This window comes from Microcoleus sp. B13-B6 (assembly GCF_036705405.1).
Lineage (GTDB): Bacteria > Cyanobacteriota > Cyanobacteriia > Cyanobacteriales > Microcoleaceae > Microcoleus.
The window spans coordinates 135,869-155,296 of record NZ_JAUBUJ010000005.1; the positions used below are offsets into that span (position 1 = coordinate 135,869).

At 44.5% G+C, this 19,428-nt stretch carries 16 protein-coding genes and 1 pseudogene; 7 read left to right on the top strand and 10 right to left on the bottom strand.

The genetic code is table 11. From position 1 onward, the window contains the following. Positions 1-37: 37 nt before the first annotated feature. The 3 genes from QUB35_RS04025 to QUB35_RS04035 all read right to left on the bottom strand — a co-directional run bounded on the left by QUB35_RS04025 (position 38) and on the right by QUB35_RS04035 (position 7,757). Positions 38-5,641, bottom strand: a complete 5,604-nt coding sequence (locus QUB35_RS04025; RefSeq protein ID WP_333139593.1) for a DNA/RNA non-specific endonuclease — start codon at positions 5,639-5,641, stop codon at positions 38-40. A gap of 757 nt (positions 5,642-6,398) precedes the next feature. Continuing rightward, on the bottom strand, positions 6,399-6,542 hold the full coding sequence (locus tag QUB35_RS04030; RefSeq protein ID WP_333139595.1) for a hypothetical protein: 144 nt from the start codon (positions 6,540-6,542) through the stop codon (positions 6,399-6,401). 183 nt (positions 6,543-6,725) lie between these two features. Continuing rightward, positions 6,726-7,757 (bottom strand): hypothetical protein, encoded by a 1,032-nt coding sequence (locus QUB35_RS04035; RefSeq protein ID WP_333139596.1) that lies wholly within the window; start codon positions 7,755-7,757, stop codon positions 6,726-6,728. A 103-nt stretch (positions 7,758-7,860) separates the two neighbouring features. Between QUB35_RS04035 and QUB35_RS04040 the strand changes: the two genes are divergently transcribed. Both QUB35_RS04040 and QUB35_RS04045 read left to right on the top strand, forming a co-directional pair. Then, positions 7,861-8,796 carry a metallophosphoesterase gene (locus tag QUB35_RS04040; protein WP_333139598.1) on the top strand — a complete coding sequence of 312 codons (936 nt, stop codon included), beginning with the start codon at positions 7,861-7,863 and terminating at the stop codon, positions 8,794-8,796. A 27-nt stretch (positions 8,797-8,823) separates the two neighbouring features. Continuing rightward, complete coding sequence (locus tag QUB35_RS04045) at positions 8,824-9,306, top strand: PD-(D/E)XK nuclease superfamily protein (protein ID WP_333139600.1); 483 nt, start codon at positions 8,824-8,826, stop codon at positions 9,304-9,306. 225 nt (positions 9,307-9,531) lie between these two features. Here the strand turns inward: QUB35_RS04045 and QUB35_RS04050 are convergent, their stop codons facing one another. Beyond that, a complete protein-coding gene (locus tag QUB35_RS04050) occupies positions 9,532-10,407 on the bottom strand; it encodes a DNA adenine methylase (RefSeq protein WP_333139602.1) in 876 nt (291 codons plus the stop codon). A gap of 88 nt (positions 10,408-10,495) precedes the next feature. Next, complete coding sequence (locus tag QUB35_RS04055; RefSeq protein WP_333139604.1) at positions 10,496-10,633, bottom strand: hypothetical protein; 138 nt, start codon at positions 10,631-10,633, stop codon at positions 10,496-10,498. A gap of 50 nt (positions 10,634-10,683) precedes the next feature. On the opposite strand from QUB35_RS04055, the gene QUB35_RS04060 reads away from it, so the two are divergent. The 3 genes from QUB35_RS04060 to QUB35_RS04070 all read left to right on the top strand — a co-directional run bounded on the left by QUB35_RS04060 (position 10,684) and on the right by QUB35_RS04070 (position 12,478). Next, complete coding sequence (locus tag QUB35_RS04060) at positions 10,684-10,887, top strand: DUF751 family protein (RefSeq protein WP_190657763.1); 204 nt, start codon at positions 10,684-10,686, stop codon at positions 10,885-10,887. Positions 10,888-11,231: 344 nt separating this feature from the next. Further along, positions 11,232-11,624: a PadR family transcriptional regulator gene (locus QUB35_RS04065; protein WP_333139606.1), complete on the top strand. Its 393-nt coding sequence runs from the start codon at positions 11,232-11,234 to the stop codon at positions 11,622-11,624. Positions 11,625-11,944: 320 nt separating this feature from the next. Further along, entirely contained in the window at positions 11,945-12,478 is a 534-nt protein-coding gene (locus tag QUB35_RS04070; RefSeq protein WP_333139608.1) for a cofactor assembly of complex C subunit B, read from the top strand. Positions 12,479-12,841: 363 nt separating this feature from the next. On the opposite strand, the gene QUB35_RS04075 is transcribed toward QUB35_RS04070, so the two are convergent. Next, positions 12,842-13,165: a DUF3155 domain-containing protein gene (locus QUB35_RS04075; protein WP_006635576.1), complete on the bottom strand. Its 324-nt coding sequence runs from the start codon at positions 13,163-13,165 to the stop codon at positions 12,842-12,844. Between the two features lie 106 nt (positions 13,166-13,271). Then, entirely contained in the window at positions 13,272-13,439 is a 168-nt protein-coding gene (locus tag QUB35_RS04080) for a hypothetical protein (protein ID WP_333139610.1), read from the bottom strand. 118 nt (positions 13,440-13,557) lie between these two features. Here QUB35_RS04080 and QUB35_RS04085 point away from each other — a divergent pair, with 118 nt between their 5' ends. Together QUB35_RS04085 and QUB35_RS04090 are read left to right on the top strand one after the other, a co-directional pair. Continuing rightward, complete coding sequence (locus QUB35_RS04085) at positions 13,558-14,949, top strand: HAMP domain-containing sensor histidine kinase (protein WP_333139612.1); 1,392 nt, start codon at positions 13,558-13,560, stop codon at positions 14,947-14,949. A gap of 28 nt (positions 14,950-14,977) precedes the next feature. Continuing rightward, positions 14,978-15,670 carry a hypothetical protein gene (locus QUB35_RS04090; RefSeq protein WP_333139614.1) on the top strand — a complete coding sequence of 231 codons (693 nt, stop codon included), beginning with the start codon at positions 14,978-14,980 and terminating at the stop codon, positions 15,668-15,670. Positions 15,671-15,680: 10 nt separating this feature from the next. Here QUB35_RS04090 and QUB35_RS04095 read toward each other — a convergent pair. The 3 genes and pseudogenes from QUB35_RS04095 to QUB35_RS04105 all read right to left on the bottom strand — a co-directional run. After that, positions 15,681-15,923 (bottom strand): annotated as a pseudogene (locus QUB35_RS04095) (hypothetical protein); the annotation flags it as partial. 710 nt (positions 15,924-16,633) lie between these two features. After that, positions 16,634-18,175, bottom strand: coding sequence for an ATP-binding protein (locus QUB35_RS04100; RefSeq protein WP_333139615.1), 1,542 nt, complete (start codon positions 18,173-18,175; stop codon positions 16,634-16,636). 170 nt (positions 18,176-18,345) lie between these two features. After that, a partial coding sequence (locus QUB35_RS04105) for a GAF domain-containing sensor histidine kinase (RefSeq protein WP_333139616.1) occupies positions 18,346-19,428 on the bottom strand: 1,083 nt, incomplete at its 5' end.

The following is a 19,428-nucleotide window of genomic DNA, read 5'->3' on the forward strand; positions in this document are numbered from 1 at the left end:
TCATAATAGTTCTGCGTAAATCCTGAGCAAGTCGGACTTAGGGAGGTGGTGGAAACGAGAAATCGCTCTGTTGTTTAATTCGATTGCGAACATCTTCAGGAAGATTTGACAAAAAGTTAAAAACCGTGTCAGAACCCTGAGTATTCAGAAGATTTTCAAGCTGATCGATAGAAATCTTCCATGTATTAGGTCTTCGCCATTGTTCAGCACTTGTTATAGGCTCGCGGTTTTCACCTAACAGTTGATTAAGTGGGTTCGGGACTGCTGGTTGCCCGTTCCAGTCCGTGTAAGGTTCTGGTATATTGGGCGTAATGTATGTGTAACTGCCAAGAACATCTTGTACCCCAAAACTTGATTGATTGGAAACTAAGATTGTTTTCCATGCCCACCCAGGAATGCGAATTCCGTTAGCTTCTAAATTTGTAGGATCTGTATTTCCTTGATTGGGCGCTTCCGTAAGTAATTCAGGTGCTCTAGTTTTTGGCTGGATAGACCAATTCTGTTCTTTAGTATCAAAAACACCAGCAGTAATATCAAGTTTTTTGTTGTAATCAAAGATTAGCTGCTCAACTAATTTTGATTCAATTCTAGACCATGCAGGCGAAATATCTGGGTCTAATCTACCTCTGTTATTGGGGAAAAGTCGGTTATTGTCGAGCGCTTGCGGGATTAAGTTTGTGCTTAGGTAGGTAGCCTGAGCATCTTTCTCATTTCTGTTTCTATCTTGGTTAGGGATAAGATGACCTCTATCCAAACCCGTTCCTGTATACATTATCCCATCAATTCTAGGCCAGCTCGGAACTTGAGGACTACCAGGCAAGCCTGGATCGGTTATGAATGGAGTATTTGTTCTTCCCTCAACTCGATTTCTCCAAGAGCTGTCAACTTTCCAACTTACCCAGTTAGGAAGCCCAGTAACGGCATTATAAGATGAGGAATACTGAGGTTTTTCAAGCAACAAATTGGTTTGATATGGATTTTGCTCCGGGGCTTTAATATCCCATCTTGCTTCAGTTGGATTTCCCAATCTCAGGTGGTCGCTCTTAAAGAAGACATTATCTATGAAAACATGGTCTCCTCCTTCTAATTCAAACTTCAAAGTAGCTGGTTGCCCTCGGTAAAGCTGTGTCACTTCATCAGGAGTTTGCAAGTTAAGCTGGAAAGTTTCAAAACCTTCTCCACCAAATCCAATCTTATTAGCATTACCTAAGTAGATATTAGTAGCCAGATCGAGCTTTTCTGGGGTATTGACATTTTCGTTGCGGTTGAAAGGGAGTTTTTGCAAATTGCTTTTCAGGTCTATTGTGGTTTTTGCGATCTCTGTACCTGTTGTCGTTTCCAACGTGACCTTCAGGTTTCCTTTTTTGACAGGAGCATGAACATCAAAGCGTAAATTTCCCCAATCGGGAACAACAAACCGATTGTGAACAATTTCTTTGACTCCGTTGGCTCCTAGTTTAAAGGCATAGTCTGTTTCGCTTTTTCCTTTAATGGACTTTACGTCCTCCAAATTTTGAACCAAATCAATATTTGGATTTTGTTGACCGTTGTGGAATGACCACCCAGGTAGCGCGTTAGAAATAGTTCTGCGAACCTGGCTCAAATTCCCCCCAAACGGATCGGTAACAGCATCAAAATTGCCATTAAAAAGAGTCGGAACACTAGCATCGCCGCGCATTCTGGTGCTGTAAGTATTGTCAAAACTTAGCGGCACTCGCGGCTGCGTTTCTGGCCGCAAACGTTCACCGCCACCATTTATAGAATAAAACCATCCAGTCCCAATTCCTTCCCAAGGAGCCTCAGCGCTACCTTGGACAAAGTTTGCTGCTGTATGATCTGGGGTGTACCAAGGATTGACGCGGTTGGGATTGGTATCGTAGAAGTCGGCATCGAACAACACCTCGTAACCTCCATCGCTGCGGCGGCGGTAAACTGGATCTTTGAGCCAATCCACCGCATAGCTGGGTTGCGACTCCGTTAAACCCAGATTCGCACTGCCGGAATACCAATTGAGAACTCGTCCGTGAGTAGCGCCTAAGCCACCCCCAATTACCGGAATAGCATCGGTTTGTCGGCTGAAGCCAGCCCGACTCTCAGCATAGTCCGTTTCCCTAGAACGAGTTCCCAGAAATTCGACTACATCGGGGACACCGAGGAGATTGCCATTTGCATCTTTGGGAAACTGAAGTCCGGGTTGATTGCTAGTATCTTCTGGTGGCAGAAGGTCAGGAATATTTCGACCGTTCGGAGTAAACGACCCCAAACCACTCGGATCGGCTGTAGTTTGGTAGTAATTATCGGCAAATGTAATGCCTTCCCAAGTCTGCACCTTGGGTTCGTAGAAGTTCCTAAACCCTCCAATCCCCACCAGCGAAAGACTCTCCTGATCGAAGTCGTGGGGGTCGATTGTTGTCACTTGAAAATCACGGCCGAATTGATTTGTTCCGCCTGCATTGGGGAATGCTGTCAGCAAGCGCTGCACAATTTCACTATTAACAACTGTGCCCCGACTGAAGCCAATAAAGTGCATGGGGGAACTCAACAAGTCTCCTTGGTTGCGAATTAGATTGCCTTTGCTGTCGTAAAGACTCACCAGATTCCCTTGAGAGTCGCGCTGTCCAATACTTCCTCCCAAAGCCTGGTCTAGCTGTACTAACGATGCGTAGAAAGCATCTGCTGCACCTTCTGTAAAACCAGAATCAGGAACACTTGACTCATTGTTTTGAGCCCAATCAGGCAGCAGCACTAAAGATTTGTCGCTGTAATTGTCAGATATGTAAGTAGCTAATTGTTCGAGGTAATTTGTTGTGGTTTCTGGATTTTGACCTGCGGGGAAGTCTTGCATCACAGCCCCATATTTATCCACAGGAACCCAGAAACCTGTACCCTTATCGTAGCGAATAATCAAACCCCCACCCCCTGCATCCGCGATGTTGTTTGCGATGTCAAAAAAGTTAGCGGGAATTACTGCTTCTGTAACTATCGGAGGTGTAAAACCGTGAGTGAGAACAGTGACGCTTCTGAACGGAGAAAGAGAGCTTTCTAGTTGTGTATTAAACTCCCCAAAATCAAGATTGCGCTCTCCCTCAGCGTTTATTGCTTCGACAGCCCAATAATAGGTTTGACCTGCTGTAAGAGTCCGGTCTGGATCGAGGGTAAAATTGTTGTTATCTCCAAACCTGTCACCTCCATTCCAAACCCAGCCACCCGAAGGCTTCCAAGTTGCTGTTAGAATGCGGTTGGGATTAAAGTCATCAAACTCTTGCCACGGAGAACTCAAAAATTGTCTTTTTTCCTCTTGAGTTAGGTTGGAATTGGGCAGCACTTCCGATAAATTGACAACTTGGTCCCAAGGCAACAGACCCTCACCTTCTGGGAAGGTACTTACAAACAAATTAACTTCGCGTATTTGGGAATCAGGAATGCTGAAGTTCCAGTCAAAAGTCGGAGTCAAGTCATTTATTGTATTCTCACCTGGCCCAATTAAATCCAACCAATCCAGCGGTGTCGCAGCCAAACCGCGAGAGTTAGTCGCAGAAACAGGAGCTCGCTTGCTACCAGGCGGCACGCCGTAAGTATACTGGCTGTTCGCATCAATCAGAATCTGGAAGTCAGCAGCAACACTAACCGCTGGGTTAATATTATCAATGGGCACTGTGGAAAGGTCAGCAACCGTAGCAGTTCGTGCGGTAGTGCTGTCGAACAAAGGCAGCCCGACACCCCGACCTTTAGCATCAATTTGAAATTGACCGGGGTTGGTCACTGTTTTCACGAATTCTTCAGTGTCAAAGACATACACCTTGCCATTAGCACCGCTCAAATTGGGATAGGAAGCATAGAGGTACTTGCTATTACCTGAAAGCGCTAAATCAGTAGCAAATCCGTCGGGAATTGGTCTTGTTCCCGCCACTAATTGCGGATTGGTCAGCGGGTCTTTGATAATGCCGATATTGCTACCGGCCCGCGGGTCTCCATCCACGCTGGGCAATTCCTGACCGAAAAATTTCGTGTCCGCATTGCGACCCACAACAAACGCATAGCTAGCATCCGGTAAAACCGTTACCGAAACTCCCTCATTCACATCAAAGTAATCAAAACTGGAACCCAGCCCTAAACTTGCATATCGGGTGGTAGCAGCAAAACTCACCGGGTCATTATTAGTAATGTCCAATACCCCAAATCCGTTGCTATCTTTGCCGCTGTTCGTAAAGGTCATGGCTAAGGGATTGACGGTGCTTGCTATTCCTTCTACTCCTTCATCGGCTGTGATACTTCCGATTAATTGATTCCACTTTTTGGGGTTCTGACTGGGGTCGCTGGGTCGGTCTTTGGGGTCGATGTTAACAGCGTAAATTTTGCTGTTCGAGCCGTTTGGTGCGGTAACAAACAGCTTTTTGCCGTCGCTGCTAATGGCTATTTGTCGCAAACCGTTCGGGGCTGTACCGACTGGGATGGTTTGGGTGACTTGGTGATAGGTTGAGGAAAACGGGTTGATATCGAGAACGTAGATGGAGTTGCTGCCGATTTTTCCGTCTGCGATGTAAGCGTATTGGTCGCGGGGGTCTATGACTATGGATCGAGGTTCTGCACCGCTGGGCAAATTTATCGGGTTAATACCAGCGGTATTCGGCTGAGTGTCTACCTGTTGCCTGGTCATCGGATCGACTAAAGCAATGCGCCCGGAACGATCCATCGCTACATAAGCACGGTTGCCGTCACTGGTTACAGTTAGTTCTCGCGGTCGATCGAGTATACCATCCGTGCCTACAGAAACGCTGGCAATCGACAAGTCGCTGCTATTAGTAGCTGTGACGACTGATTCGGGATTTGCACCGTTAATAATTGCGATTTTATCTGTTGTCCACTGCGCGCCAAAGATGTATTCTGTATTGTTTTCTATTCGGTAAGGACTGCTATCGTATTTAACTTCTTTGGCTGGTTCTGAGGGATTTGGGCTAACTTTTTCGTTTTGCTTGCGGCTGATGACGATGCGGGATTCACCTAACGGTAAGGTGTTGGGAACTTGAACGGCGATTTCAAATTGATTGTTTGCCAATTTGCGACTTTTGTCTGTCAAAACTGTTCCTTCGTAAGCTTGTCTGCCTACGATAAATTTAACGGTTAAGTCGCTGAATCGGCTGCCTAACGGGTCGCTCAAGTTATCTACTAATACATTAGTACCCGTGATGAAGAGAACGGGTTGATTGTTGGGAAAAGATTGATTGTTGCTGTCTGTAAACTTAAGTTCGGCACTTTGGATGATGGGAGGTGCTTTGGGATTAGAAGCTGTTGGTGCGACTTGGGATGCGCGTCTTTCGCCGATTAAAGCATCTTTGTCGTAAGAGTCGAGATCCCTTTCACCTATAATTTCCCCAGTCAGAGCATCCAGTGCGCTATTTTTTGCGGGGGGGGTAAAATCTGTGTTGGGGAAGCTCTGACTCAAACTGAGGGAGTTGGAAAAGCTGGCAACTTCAGCGCTATTGTTGTCAGCGGCCCGAAGTGGAGGGAGTGTTTGTTCTGAGATGTTGCTGGCGTAAGCTTGACTATTGAGTAAGTTTTTGGTATCAATCTCGAATTCTGGGGCGAGGAAATTCTGAAACGGATCTTGAGAGTTAAAAGGTGAATCTTTAACAAGTTTCATGTTTAATTTCCGTAGATGCGAGTGAGCTGTTTGCTTGTGATAGTTTCAAACTAACTAATTGATGCGCTTCACCCTTCATTCAAGAAGAATGTGTGGATTCGGACTTAATCAAGTTTTTAGTGCGTGATTTTTAGTGAGCTGCCAAGCTTTTATTAAGAATAATGTTCCCGTATTTTCGGCAGCAAGTCAATCACGGAAATTACTGATATTTTCCGTCGGGTACTGGAAAACTGGCAGTGTCCGCAACAACTTAATAGCAGAGCATATGTGAAGGTTGCTGCGCTAGTTAGTTTGTTTGACTGATAAATTGTGATTGAATTGTTAAATTTTTACAGATTCTTTATCAAAGTAATGTACGTTACTCAGCCAAAATACTTAGATTGTTGTAGGCTCGCATTTCAAGCCTACTTAAATTTACTGACTGGAAATTACGGAACAACGGGAGCATCTCTCTTTGGCTTTTATAGTGCGAGATATTCAATAGTTCGCACTGTAAAAAAAAATGCTTTTTGCAAAAATGAAATGCTCCCTGTTGTTCCCTTGTTCATAATAAATGAAAGAATTAGCTGACACGTAAACATCAGAACGTTCTTGAAAGTAAAGCTTGACAGCTTGGGAGCATCTCACCTTTGCAGCCCTCCGCTAGAAATTGGAGTTTTGAGGCAGGAGGCAGGAGGCAGGAGGCAGAAGGAAAGAGGAACAAGGAAAGAGGAACAAGGAAGGAGCCAGAAGAAGGAAGGAGCCAGAAGAAGTATTTTTACAAATACAAATATGAGATGCTCCCAACAGCTTCAACGCTGTAAGTCATGTAATCGCGCGTGATGTCGCTTTCAGCCATCCGCTCTCCGTCGCTGCTGGGATATTGAATTTCTAATTGTTCGGCTTGAGTTAAAATTGTCATTTTTCAATTTTCCTCAAACTTAATTAATTTAATGCCAGCATTCTGTAGGAGTTGGGAAAAGTTCGATATTCCTCAAAAACATCAACAGCCGTAAGGTACGCAGGCATCACGCTACATAATTATGTTATGCGTCCTGGACTTTAAGGCTGGTAAGATGGTGTACAGATACAGACTCTTTAAATTCTAATTAATCCCTCTCTCTAAAATAATCATTTCCGAACCAACAACCGGACTTCTAGCTATTAACTTGCCTTCCATATTCGCAATTTCTAACTTGCTGAAATCGAGTGAGTTAGCCTCCTTCCACATCTTCGTTGCTAGTTGATTTTGCTCAAGTTCGCTGAGTTTGTACCAATCTTCAGCGACTTTTACTGTCAAAATGCTGCTGGCAAAATTAGCTTGAACAGACTCAACTAAGCCGCCTCCCAGTCGATTCTTAATGTCAGTAACTTGATTTTGAATCGCAGCAATCAGAGACTGTTCGGGCGTCAGCGGTGGCGGTGGGATAATTTCTACTGGTTGCGGTTTTTCCGGCGTCACTAAATCGGGCAACTTGCTTTTGAATTTAGCAGAGATTTGCCCAGACGGTACGATCGCCTCTGGGGATTTCGGCGTTCCCGATGCCAGAAAATCATCAAAAGTTTGCGGCGACTGCTGCGCTGCTGGCAAAGGCACTTTTGCTACTTTCTCCGGCGGTTTTGGGGAGAAACTGTTGAGAGTTAAACCGACTGCAACGATTAGAATTGCTGCTATGGCGGCGTTTAAAATTGGATCGGACAGCTTCTGGTTCGTAGATGGTGGCAGTAGCGATCGCACTAGGCGCACAATACTTTGCCAAAGTATACCGACGTTCTGTAAAAAGCTCCCTTCCCTGCGTTGGGATACAGGCTTTTTATCAACTTTTACAGCAACTTTTGGTGGCACGCTGTTAACTTCCGCAGCAACAGCCGCAGGAGTTACTGTTGCTGAGTCTGAAGCGGTGGGCGCGATCGGCTTTTGGGCCTGCAAGGGGGGTTCGGCTGCTAATTTTTTCCCTTTTTTTCCCAAATTCCCAATCGATGCAATCAAAGTTTTGATTCTCTGATTTTTGGGAACCGCGCTGCTGGCATTTTGAGTTTTGCTGCCAGTGGGGGCAGACTTTGCAGCCGAATCAACCTCCGGTGTGGGAGATTGAGAGGGTTCTGGAGTTGACTGGTTTAGTTGTTCTTCTGACATTTTCTCTGCCTTGGGGCGTTGCAAATATATCTAAAAGCGATAAATTTTTAGTTGAGCCATCTCAACCTTAATTTATCATTTCATTAGTTGTAACTGAATCAAAATGAGCATCAAACGCCGTCACTTTCTAATTTTAGGCAGTCTCAGCAGCTTAGGTTTTGCCGGAGTCTGGAAAATGTTTCAGCTTCGGAGTGCCTGGGGTACAGATGCCAACGCTGCTGTCCCTTCTAACGTTGAGGCAGAAAGGGCGATCGTCCCTTTGCCGGCCTCACCGCCTATTTTACGCTTTATTTCGGTAGCCGACACCGGTACCGGCGCAGAAGGTCAGTATGCTGTCGCTGAGGCGATGGCGCAATATCACCGGGAAAACCCTTTTAATGTTACTGTTCTCGCCGGCGACAATATCTACAATAACGGCGAAATTGAAAAAATTAATGCTGTTTTCGAGCGACCTTATCAGCCCTTATTACAGCAAGGTGTAAAATTTTATGCTTGTCTGGGAAATCACGATATCCGCACTGCTAACGGCGATCCGCAAGTTAAATATGCGGGTTTTAATATGCAAGGTCGCTACTATACTTTTCGGCGCGATCCGGTACAGTTTTTTGCTTTAGATACCAATCACAATGCGGATTGGAAAAATCAGCTTGTTTGGCTGGAAAAAGAGTTGAGTCAGAGCACCGCACCTTGGAAAGTTGTGTTCGGCCACCACCCGATTTATTCCTCTGGCGTCTACGGATCGGATCAATCTCTTATTAAGACTTTGACACCTTTGTTTCAAAAGTACGGCGTGCAGCTTTATATCAACGGACACGAGCACAGTTACGAACGCACTCGCTCGATTAACGGTACGACTTATTTAATTTGTGGGGCCGGCGCGGGCACTCGTCCGGTGGGGCGTTCTGAGTGGACGGAGTATTCTGCTAGCCGCCTAAGTTTTGCGACGTTTGATGTCTATGAAGACCGGATGTTTGTCAGTTCTATCGGTACTGACAAACGGGTTTTTGATAGAGGGGTGATTCAAGTGCGATCGGCTTAATTCAAATTATATTCAGGAGGAAACAAAATGAATAGGGGTTTTAGAGCCAATAAAACTGGTTTTGTTTTAGAAACAACTGTAGAAGGTACGTTGAGAGGCCACGGATATCTCGAAATATGCCCCCAGTTGCCGAAAAAGCGCAAGCGAGATTGGCTCTTAATCTCTACTGAAAATCCCAAGCGATATGCTAAACAGGTTTATATCGGGTCTAGTATCTATGAAACTGAAATAAATGTCGATTTTTATATTGTTGGTTGCGGTTTATTTCCTCTGGGTCTAATTGTTGAGTGCAAGTGGCAAGAAGACAAAGGTTCAGTAGACGAGAAGTATCCTTACCTCAATTTAAATATAAAAAATTGCTATCGGGTTCCTACTATTGTTATAGTGGGCGGTGATGGTATGAGACAAGGTTCGATCGACTGGTTTAAAAAACAAATTCCTGACAATCAAAATCTGTTGGCAGTTCACAAGCTAGAAGGTTTTATTACCTGGGCTAACAAATATCTGTAACAGAAATTACGCAACTTTGCCGCGTCTGGCGAAACTAGGTATTGCTCCTACAAAATATGCTTAGGATCGCGAATTAAATAATTTACACTCTTGAAAGTGGGGAGTAGGGTTGGGCTTATAGCCCGCCCTTTCTGGACGGGCGGGACGCCCATCCCACAAGAACCATCACGCATTGTAAGTTATTTAATTCTCATTCCTTAATTATAGACTTGGCTTAAATAATATTTAAAATGAACGTATTAATAATTCCTTGATTTTCCCGCGCTTCAAACTATTAGAATTAATTCCCCTAGATGCTGAGATTTCAATGAGTTTTGGCAGAGATTTATTTGGGAAAGCTTGAGTATCGCGGTAGATTTTTTCGATAAAATCGCAGTTGGAATTAGACAGCATAACTTTCACGCCCCGTTCTGCAAGTTGGGCAAAAATATCTCTCAGTTTAAGCTGTTCCGATTCTTTGAAATTATCCCGGCTGTAAGTGGTGAAGTTACTGGTGGCACTGATTGGATAATAAGGCGGGTCAAAATAAACAAAGTCTTCGCGGCTGGTAGCAAAATCCAAAATTTCATCGAATTTTCTGACTTCAATTTGAGCGGGCGCGAGTAAAGATGAGACCGATCGCAGTAAATCGGCTTGACAAATGTTAGGATTTTTGTATCGACCTATGGGAACATTAAATTCACCTTTTGAGTTTTCTCTGTAGAGGCCGTTGTAACAAGTTTTATTTAGGTAAATCAGGCGTGCTGCTTTTTCTGTATCTGTTGTGTAGGAGCGCGATCGCACCGAGTAATAATAATCTTTATTGTCCTTGCTGTGTTCTGACTGGTGATCGAACAAAAGCTCAATTAGCTCCTCAACTTTATCCCTGACACAGCGATAAGCATTAATCAACTCAGGATTAATATCTGTTAAAACAGCTTGCAAACCAGGGTGCTGCTGTGCTAAGTAAAAAAATACAGCTCCGCCGCCCAAAAAAGGCTCGTAGTAAGTTGTGAACTTTTCAGGAAAATAAGGTTGATATTGTCCAATCAACCGAGTTTTGCCTCCTGCCCATTTCAGAAAGGGACGTGGCAAGACGAAAGAAGGTGCGGCAGCAGACATTTATCTAGAAATAACGGCCCTCTAATATTTATCACAACTAGAACTCAATAGAAATACTTCTGAAGTTCTTACCGGAGGTCGCGTGGCATTAAACAGACAGTGCCGGAGCGATCGGCGAAAAGTTTTCGTTAGAATTATATATGTCAGCTAAGCCTAGGCAAAAATGCCCGAGCGCCCGATCGGCAGATTTAGCTCCGGCTGTGCCAAAATTGTCTAACTCGCTCACAAGTGTTACCAGTCAAAGATTGTGCTGTAACACTTTACCCCACCAAGCTCATGCAAGATTTTATTAATAACGTCTCTCGCTACCCGCGCTTTTTCATTACGATATGTCTGGGAATTTTCTTTTTCCTGTTCGAGCGACTCAAGCCCCTGCTCGATCGACCGGCAACTGCGATCGCCCTGATTAGTTCGATTGTAGCGACTTTTGTCTTTCTAACTTTTACACTGCGGGCTATGTTAGGCCTGAGTTCGGTTTAAAGCCTGCGCTTGAACGCAAACACCAACGGCAAATTCAGTTAACACACTAATTCCCCAAGTAACTGCCAACTCTTGCAGGCGATCGCACACTTGACAATAGTCGTTGCGATACATTGGAAGAGGAAAAAAATTGCGCTAGTTACGCCCGCGCTGCTCAACCAAGCCGCAGGCAAACATTACCGAAGTGCAGGACAAGCGTTTGGGGCTATCAACATTCACTGGGGAAATACTGCACCTCTGTTTCCCCGGTGTCCCACTTAATCATTAGGAAGCGGCACACCCCGCCCCGCTTTCCTCTCCCGTTAACCTGACGGTATCACGAGAGTTTCCAGCGGACAAGACAGATGAAGTTTGAACATATCTATCAATTTTTTCAAGACCCCCCTCCTGTTTATCTAAACAAGGAATTAGCTGTGTGTTACATTCTTTCCGTGTTATTGCGCGGAGATTCCTACGGTACAGAACTAATTGGCCAACTAGAGAGGGAATTCCCCATCTACCGACTTTCTGATACCGTTCTCTACAGCGCTCTGAAATTCCTCGAAGATGAAGCCGTAATCACCGGTTACTGGAAAAAAGTAGAAGGACGTGGCCGCCCCCGTCGGATGTATCAAATCCTCCCTGAGTGGCGGCACCAAGCTCAAGACCTCGCTCGTCTCTGGCATGAGTACATTGGTCAGGGAAACGGCGCGTCCGAGCGTCGTTCCCGCGCCTTAGAAACTGGTCAGACGGGTTAGCCGAGTTGGAATCGGATGCCTAAACCCTGGAGATGCTGGCGCTACTTGCAAAGCGATTTGCCTGATTGCCTTCGCTTTGCTCGATCGCCCGCCGCACACCGATTAAAGCAGCTACACAACGTCAGGACTTACGCACGGTCACTTGAGAATTAGGGATGATGGGGAGATAGGGGAATTGGGTGATGGAGAGCAAAACGCCTTGCAGAAGAAGCTTTCTGCGAATTTTGATAACAAAGTGTCTGCGTAAGTCCTCGATCGCTTTCGTATGTAAAGTTCTGTAAAGTAATAGTAGATCATTTAAATTACACAAACTTCTACCGATGGATACTGCTGTTCTTCCTTCTACCTTTGTGCTAACGCTACTGCTGGCTGTTGGCTTGTTTTTCTTCATCAAGGCTTCAGTCAAAGATCGAATCGAACAAGTCAAGCTGGCTTCCGAGAGCGCCCAAGAGTCACTGTTAACCGACTTACAACAGTATTTTGCCCAGAGAGCTTACCGAGTTGCAGCCGTCGATGCCCCCAACTATAAAGTCACGTTTGAGGGTTTTGTCAGGCCGAGTTGGTTTCTAGCTATTTTTCTAACTCTGCTGAGTGCAGGCGGCGCTCTGTGCTTGGGACTGGTTTTGGGAATGCTAGTTCCCCAACAAGGTCAAATTTTCCTAGCTTTGGTACTGCTGTCCCCGCTGGCGGGGGTATTTTATTGGAAAAAAGCTGGACGCTCTGAGCAAGTCTCGCTCAAACTCGAATCAGTTGCTGAGTCGGGAAGCCCAACCAAGAGCTTTGTTACTGTCAGAGCTCACCGCGATGAACTCGCAGCCATGCAAAAAGCTTTAGATTTGAAGCCGATCGATTAAAAGTTTGACGCGGAACTTTTTTTGATATGCTAGATGCCGTAGTTAGACTTCTAGCTGACAAACCCATAACTCAAGAGCGGCTTTCTAGTTGATAAACCCGTGGCTGTTTTTTTGATCCACTTGTTCGATCGACCAATTTGATCGACAAAACAATCAAAAAAAACCATTATCGTGAAAGTGCCAATTGTGGCGATCGCCCTTGGGGTGCGATAACGCCTGTTGCGATGGCTCCTTATACCCTAATTTCTAAGGACTTTTCGCAGAAATTTCAGTTGGCACTCTCCAGACAATGAGAACTCTCGCGCTTTTGTTAAAAGACTTAGAAAAACATTGCTGTCAATGTTTTGAGCTAAACATTTTGAGCTATGCGCGGCTGGCTGACACCACAGGAATTTTTTCTGTGGTAGCTTCCAACATCACCTTTAAGCTGGGAAACAAGAAATGGTTTTCTTCTACGTATTGGGCTCCAAATAAACCTTTTTCAGCCCAGAAGTATCTGTCAGTGGTATGCTCGTTACGCTTGACTAACAGCAAAGCTGGGGGAGCAATGCCTTCTGCATGGATGAACTTGCGAGCCGCTGTTACGGGTTTATCTTCGCCGCTCTCGATGCTATATTGAGGCACACACTCTAAAATTCTGCGTCCTTCTTGTCGGCGGCGACTCTTGCGTTTGCGTCTCCTGGCCAATTTCTTTACCTCCTCTGTGAGCAGACAGTATGAGCAGACAGGTTGTAATGATAGCTACCAAATCCGAGGCCAGTATATCCGTTCTAGCTCAAAAAATCAACTGTTTTTAATATATCGACATAATCTTAACATTCGTGCCGATCGACAAAAGTGTAGCGGTTGTGGTATGGTTGGCCGCAAGTTCCGCCAAAAGCCAAGCTTGGCGATCGGTGGAAGCTGCGCCGACGGCGATGCGGGGCAATTTGGGTTCATGAAAGCCCCATGCCTTCAACATAGCTGTCTTCTATCAAAGGGAAGAAACCTGAAATCTAGAAGTCTCTCATCAGTAATCGGTGGCCGATCATTTGTAATTTACTTAGAATTCCGTTAGATATCTTAATGATGTGGCGCTCATGTTAATGCCAGCCAGTTCAGAATTTGTCAAACTTTGCCGCTCGCAGGTAGCCATCGCCGTTAGTTTGGGAGCGAAATTCAGCGCGGTATACCTGACACAAGAGCTCGTAGAAGGCAGCGAAGCAAAGTTGGTGCCGATCTCCGTTTACCCAGAAACCTCAGCCGAATCGGAAGAAAATCAGGGGTTGAGGTTGCAATCTTCCGAAAGCTCGACAGTGAAACCGGTACCGCGACTGCTGGCGCCGCCTGTTCGGCCTGTGGAAGAATCAACGGTAGGGGCGATCGCACCCGATCGACTTCCGGGTAAGGAGCGCACTTCCCATCAGTGCCAAGGCCCGGAGAATGTGTGGCAGCAGCGGATGCAAATTGTGACGCCTCTGATACACGAGGGAGCTGTAATGGGACTTCTAGTCAGCGGTAGGCAAGACAGGCCTTGGAACGAGCGAGAGGAGGCTCAAATACAACAAATTGCTCGCACCTTAGCCCTAGCCTGCATTTTAGACCAGCGATCGCAGTGGATGCAGCAGGAATTGGGTACGAGTCGGCAAATCCAGGCTCAGGTTTACGACACGATGCACAATTTGCTGCATCAGTTCAAAAGTCCGCTGACAGCGTTGCGAACTTTTGGCAAGCTGTTAGCACGGCGGCTGGTACCCGAAGACAAAAACCGCAATGTGGCTTTTAGTATTGTCCGAGAGAGCGATCGGCTGCAAGAGTTGCTCAGCCAGTTCGATCGAACTGTTGACACCGGCGAAGCACATCTAAAACTGCGATCGGGCACTTCAGAAAAAGCAATGTCCAATGTGGAATCAATCCGGCATTCTCCCCTGTCGCTGTCACCTGCGGCCAATGTCCAGGAATCCTGTTTTGTTACAGAAGTCTTAAAACCGCTGTTAACTTCCGCCGAGGCGATCGCATCCGAAAGGCATCTGAAATTGGTAGCCGACATCGAGGCGGATTTGCCACCAGTCTCCGCGAACGATCGAGCTTTGCGCGAAGTTTTGAGCAATTTAATTGACAATGCTTTGAAATATACCCCTGCAGGTCGCCAAATTTATATTAAAGTAAGGTACAAAGCAGCGGATGGCGATCGGGAAGGATACAGCCAATTGCCAGCCATAGCAGTTGCCGTCAGCGACACAGGTTCCGGCATTCCCCCCCAAGATTTAGAGCATTTATTTGAGCGGCACTACCGGGGAGAAAAAGCGCAGACCGAAATTCCCGGCACAGGATTGGGTTTGGCGATCGCCCGCGATTTAGTCCGCCAAATGCAAGGAGAAATAGAAGTATTTTCCCCTGTCAATCCTGAATGGCTGCCATCGGCGGAAACTCACTTATATCCAACCGATAGCGGCACTACATTTGTGGTTTGGCTACCCGTGAATAAGTAACGAACTCTATTGCTTGGAGACATTTTTTATGAAGCATCTGCCTTTCTTCGATAAAATTCCCAATTTTTCAAATTCTTTAGAAGTTTTCAAAAAACACTTTTTTCGTGTACGGTTTTTAGCTGCTTTTAACATTCTGACTGTTCTGATTTTGGGCGGGCTGAGCGTATACGCAAAACTCAACAACCAGGGAGACGGAGTTGAACGCCTGTTTAGCGATCCTTTTAATTTCTGGTTCCCTTACGAAGGCATTCTCACCGGAGTTTCCGAAGTCCTATGGTGCATCCCAGTCGCAATTTGTGCATTTACTTTCGGAGTGGTGCGCCAAAAAGACCCGCGGAGTCGATCGGCGATCTTCTTATTTTTTAGTGCTTTACTACTCGGAGTCTTTTTCCTGGATGACAGGTTTCGGATGACTTTGATTCTTTCTCGATTGGGAATATCTAGCAAATTAATTAATTTATGTTATGGTAGTGCTGTTTTCCTTTACGGAGTTAAGTTTTGGCGATACATCAAAACCACTCCTTACCTGCCATTAGTCGCAGCATTCCTCTTGTTTGCTATCTCACGCTTTGAGGATCGTTTGGAGTCTCAAAGTCTAGGAGTACACGCGATGTTAGAAGATGGCACTAAATTATTAGCCCTTCTGAATTTAACACTGTATTTTTGGCACGTATGTCATCAAGAAATAGGGCGACATTTGCATCTGAGGGAAGAACCTTGAGCAGATGATTTTACAAAAAAAGCCGTTGCTCAATTAGGGTATCACTAAGCAACGCGGGCGATCGCATAGGAGCCAAATAATTTCTTTGATTTTGATATGGAATTGAAAGAGCGGCAGATTTTAGATAGTGAATTAAAAATCGAAGGGAATGTCTTAGCAACAAGTTGCCTGAGTGAGAATAACAAATATTTTTTGGTTTCACACGAGCTAAATAATGTCTTAACCTTGTATTTTCGCCCTCAACTATTGTGATACAGCATATTCCATGTAGATGTAGATCGCGAGAAACCGGGTTTCGAGCAACAGAATCAGTAATGATACGAGAACTGTAAAGAAACCCGGTTTCTGGGGTGCACTTCATAAACCTAGAATACGCTGTATATGGAATAAGCTGTCGCGCATTTAAACTGTATATTCAGGGCGGGCGGGACGCCCAACCCCTACTCCCCACAAGACTTTAAATTTTTTTGACATACAATTTAAAGGCAGAACAGCTTATGCTGTATTTTTACGACACAGTTGGTAACGTCTGCGAACATATTGTTAAAAAATATAGCGGTTCTCAAGCGTTGTGAGGTATGGGGGCTTTGTCCTATGCCCTATGCCCTATGCCCTATGCCCTATGCCCGCGTGAGCACCTCATGTTACTGAGAAAGGCTATATATTGAAAACCAATACAATTACAGCGTATCCCAGCTTTATGAAGTGCAGCTTTAGACACGGCAATGCCATTCCCCTACGGGGATTGAGCCATCAGGGGTTTACTTCATAAACCTGTAATCTGCTCTAAGTTAGAAGAATGTGGCTAAAGCCGCAGTGGCTATCCCGACCCCAGAAGGGGGGGACTTGCTGCGGGGAAAAATTCAGTCATAATTTTGATTAATGAGCAATTACCAATTAGCAATTACCCTATTCTCATGCAACTGAAAAACGGTATACGATCAATTCAGCCCGATGAGTTTTCTAGGCATTCGCTAGGGCGGCGATGTTAGTGCATTTACAGATAGTCGGCAGCTCAATAATAAACTGCGTTCCCTGCTCTGGCTTAGAAATACACTCCAATTGACCACAGTGCTTTTCTATTAGAATTTTTCGGCTGATTGACAATCCCATGCCTGTACCTTTTCCTATGGGTTTAGTAGTAAAAAAGGGAGTGAAAAGTTTAGCACGAACTGTTTCTGTCATGCCCAAACCATTATCAGCAATTGTTATCAGGATGCGGGAATCCGAGCTAATGTTGTCATGGGAATTGCCTGGTACAACTTCAGTCCGAATCAAAATCTGGGGGTGAAAAACTGCACCATCTCCTCTTTCTCTACTTAGCCGCTCTTCTAAAGCATCTATAGCATTCGCTAAAAGGTTCATAAACACCTGATTGAGCTGACCGGCATAACAGTTCACCAGCGGCAATGCACCATAGTCTTTTATCACATTAATAGCAGGGCGATCGGACTTAGCCTTTAGTCGGTGCTGTAAGATCATCAAAGTGCTATTAATGCCTTCGTGGATATCGACTGATTTAATTTCAGTTTCATCCAACCGAGAAAAATTGCGTAGAGAGTGAACAATATTGCGAATGCGTTCGATCCCTAACTGCATGGAAGAAAGCAATTTTGGTAAATCATCTATGATAAATGGCAACTCTCCATCTTCTATTTCATGGATAATTTCTGCTTCGGGTTGCGGGTAATACCTTTGGTAAAGATTCACCATATTAATGAGTTCTTTAATATAGTCGTTGGCGTGGGAGAGATTGCCGTAAATAAAGTTAACCGGATTGTTAATTTCATGAGCCACACCTGCAACTAATTGACCGAGACTAGACATTTTTTCACTTTGAACTAGCTGGAGTTGTGTTTCTTGGAGTTCTTTGACAAAATGATCTAAGGCAACAGATTTTTGGTGCTCTTTTTCTTCACTGAGACGGAGTGCTTTCTCTACTTGTTCGCGTCGCTCTATTTCAGCCTGCAAACTCTGACTCAGAGAAAAACTTCTCAAAGCTGTTAGAATCGTAGTGTATAGCTTTGATGTCGTTAATTCAGTTTTAGTTTTATAGTCATTAATATCGTAATTGATAATAATGCTTTTTTCAGGTACTTGTCCGGGTTGACCCGTGCGTAAAATAATTCGCACTAAATGATTGCCTAAAACTTCTCGGACATATTTAACAAAGTTTAAGCCAGCATCATCTGTTTCCATAATTACATCAAGTAAGATGATGGCAACATCAGGATTTTCTTGGATTAGCTGTTTAGCTTCACGAGCGGAGTAAGCATTAATGAAGGTTAAAGATTTATTTTCAAAGACAAACTTCCTTAGTGAAATTTCGGTAGCGGTGTGAACTTGAGCCTCATCATCTACAACTAAAATTTTCCAGCTTTCACTCAGTTTTTCTTCTGTGGTTTCATCTGCAAATAATATCTCGTCATCCGAGTCCATTACTTCGGCAAAGTATACTGTTTCTGGAGATGGTGGAGTTAAGAAATCGTCAAAATCACTTTTCATTGCTGTACACCTTTATTTTTTACTAATGTGTAGGTTTGAAGTTAGAAAACCTGTTAAGCAAAAGGCAGAAGGGAGAAGAGTTAGACAGCAACCTTTTCAGTCATCCTTATTTTACTTTTAATGAGGTGAACTTACTTAGTTATCTTGGCCAGGAAATCGGAATTGTAACTCTACATTGGTGAATCAAGTTGCATCGGTAATTTAATAATAAACTTGGTTCCTCTTCCCACCTCACTTAGACATTCAATTTCACCTTTTAGTTTTTGGGTGACTAAATTGTAAACAATATGTAACCCTAACCCACTGCCACCTTGACCACGCTTAGTGGTAAAGAATGGATCAAAAATTTTACTTAAGTTTTCTGGGGGAATACCTTTACCTTCATCGGCGTATTCAAACCTTAGCCGATTGCCTTCTTGCTCCCAAGCAAAGATTAGTTCCCCAGAAATCCCTGGTTCGTAGGCATGAATCAGAGAATTGATTAGCAAGTTTGTCACAACTTGGGACAAGGCTCCTGGATAAGAATCTATAGCAATTTTGCTATCTCCCTTAATTTTAAGCGAATGTGGGCTATTTTTCAACTTTGGTTTTAATTGTAATAAAATTTCATCAAGATAAGGTCTGATCTGGAAAGTACGCCGTTCTTCGCTAGAGCGATCTACTGCTACTTGCTTAAAGCTTTGAATCAATGCTGCCGCGCGCTCTAGGTTAATTAGAAGTGCCTTACTGCTTTGGGTAGCAATATCGACAAATTCTTCTAAATCCGATCGCTTCATTTTGCCACTTTTATAAAGAGAGGCAAATTCTGTGGTATTTTCTGCCAAAGCTGAAGCAACCGTGACACCCACTCCGATGGGAGTATTAATTTCATGGGCAACACCAGCAACTAATCCTCCCAGAGATGCCATTTTTTCAGATTCGACTAGCTGAGTTTGGGTGGCTTTTAAAGCCTCTAGGGTGTTCGATAATTGTTGAGTCCGATCGCTCACTAATTGCTCTAAGTTTTGATTAAACTCCTGTAAATTTTTGTAAAGTTGAGCATTCTCAATGGAAATAGCAATTTGGGCAGATAACAGTTTTAACAATTCTAGGCGATCGGTAGTAAAAGCCCCTTCAGTCAGGTTATTTTCCAAATAAAGAATGCCTGTCAGCTTACCTTGGTGCAGCAGAGGAGTGCAAAGAATAGACTTCGGTTGAGTGGCTGCAATATAAGGATCGCGGGTAAATTGTCCCTCTTGGGCCGCATTATTTAA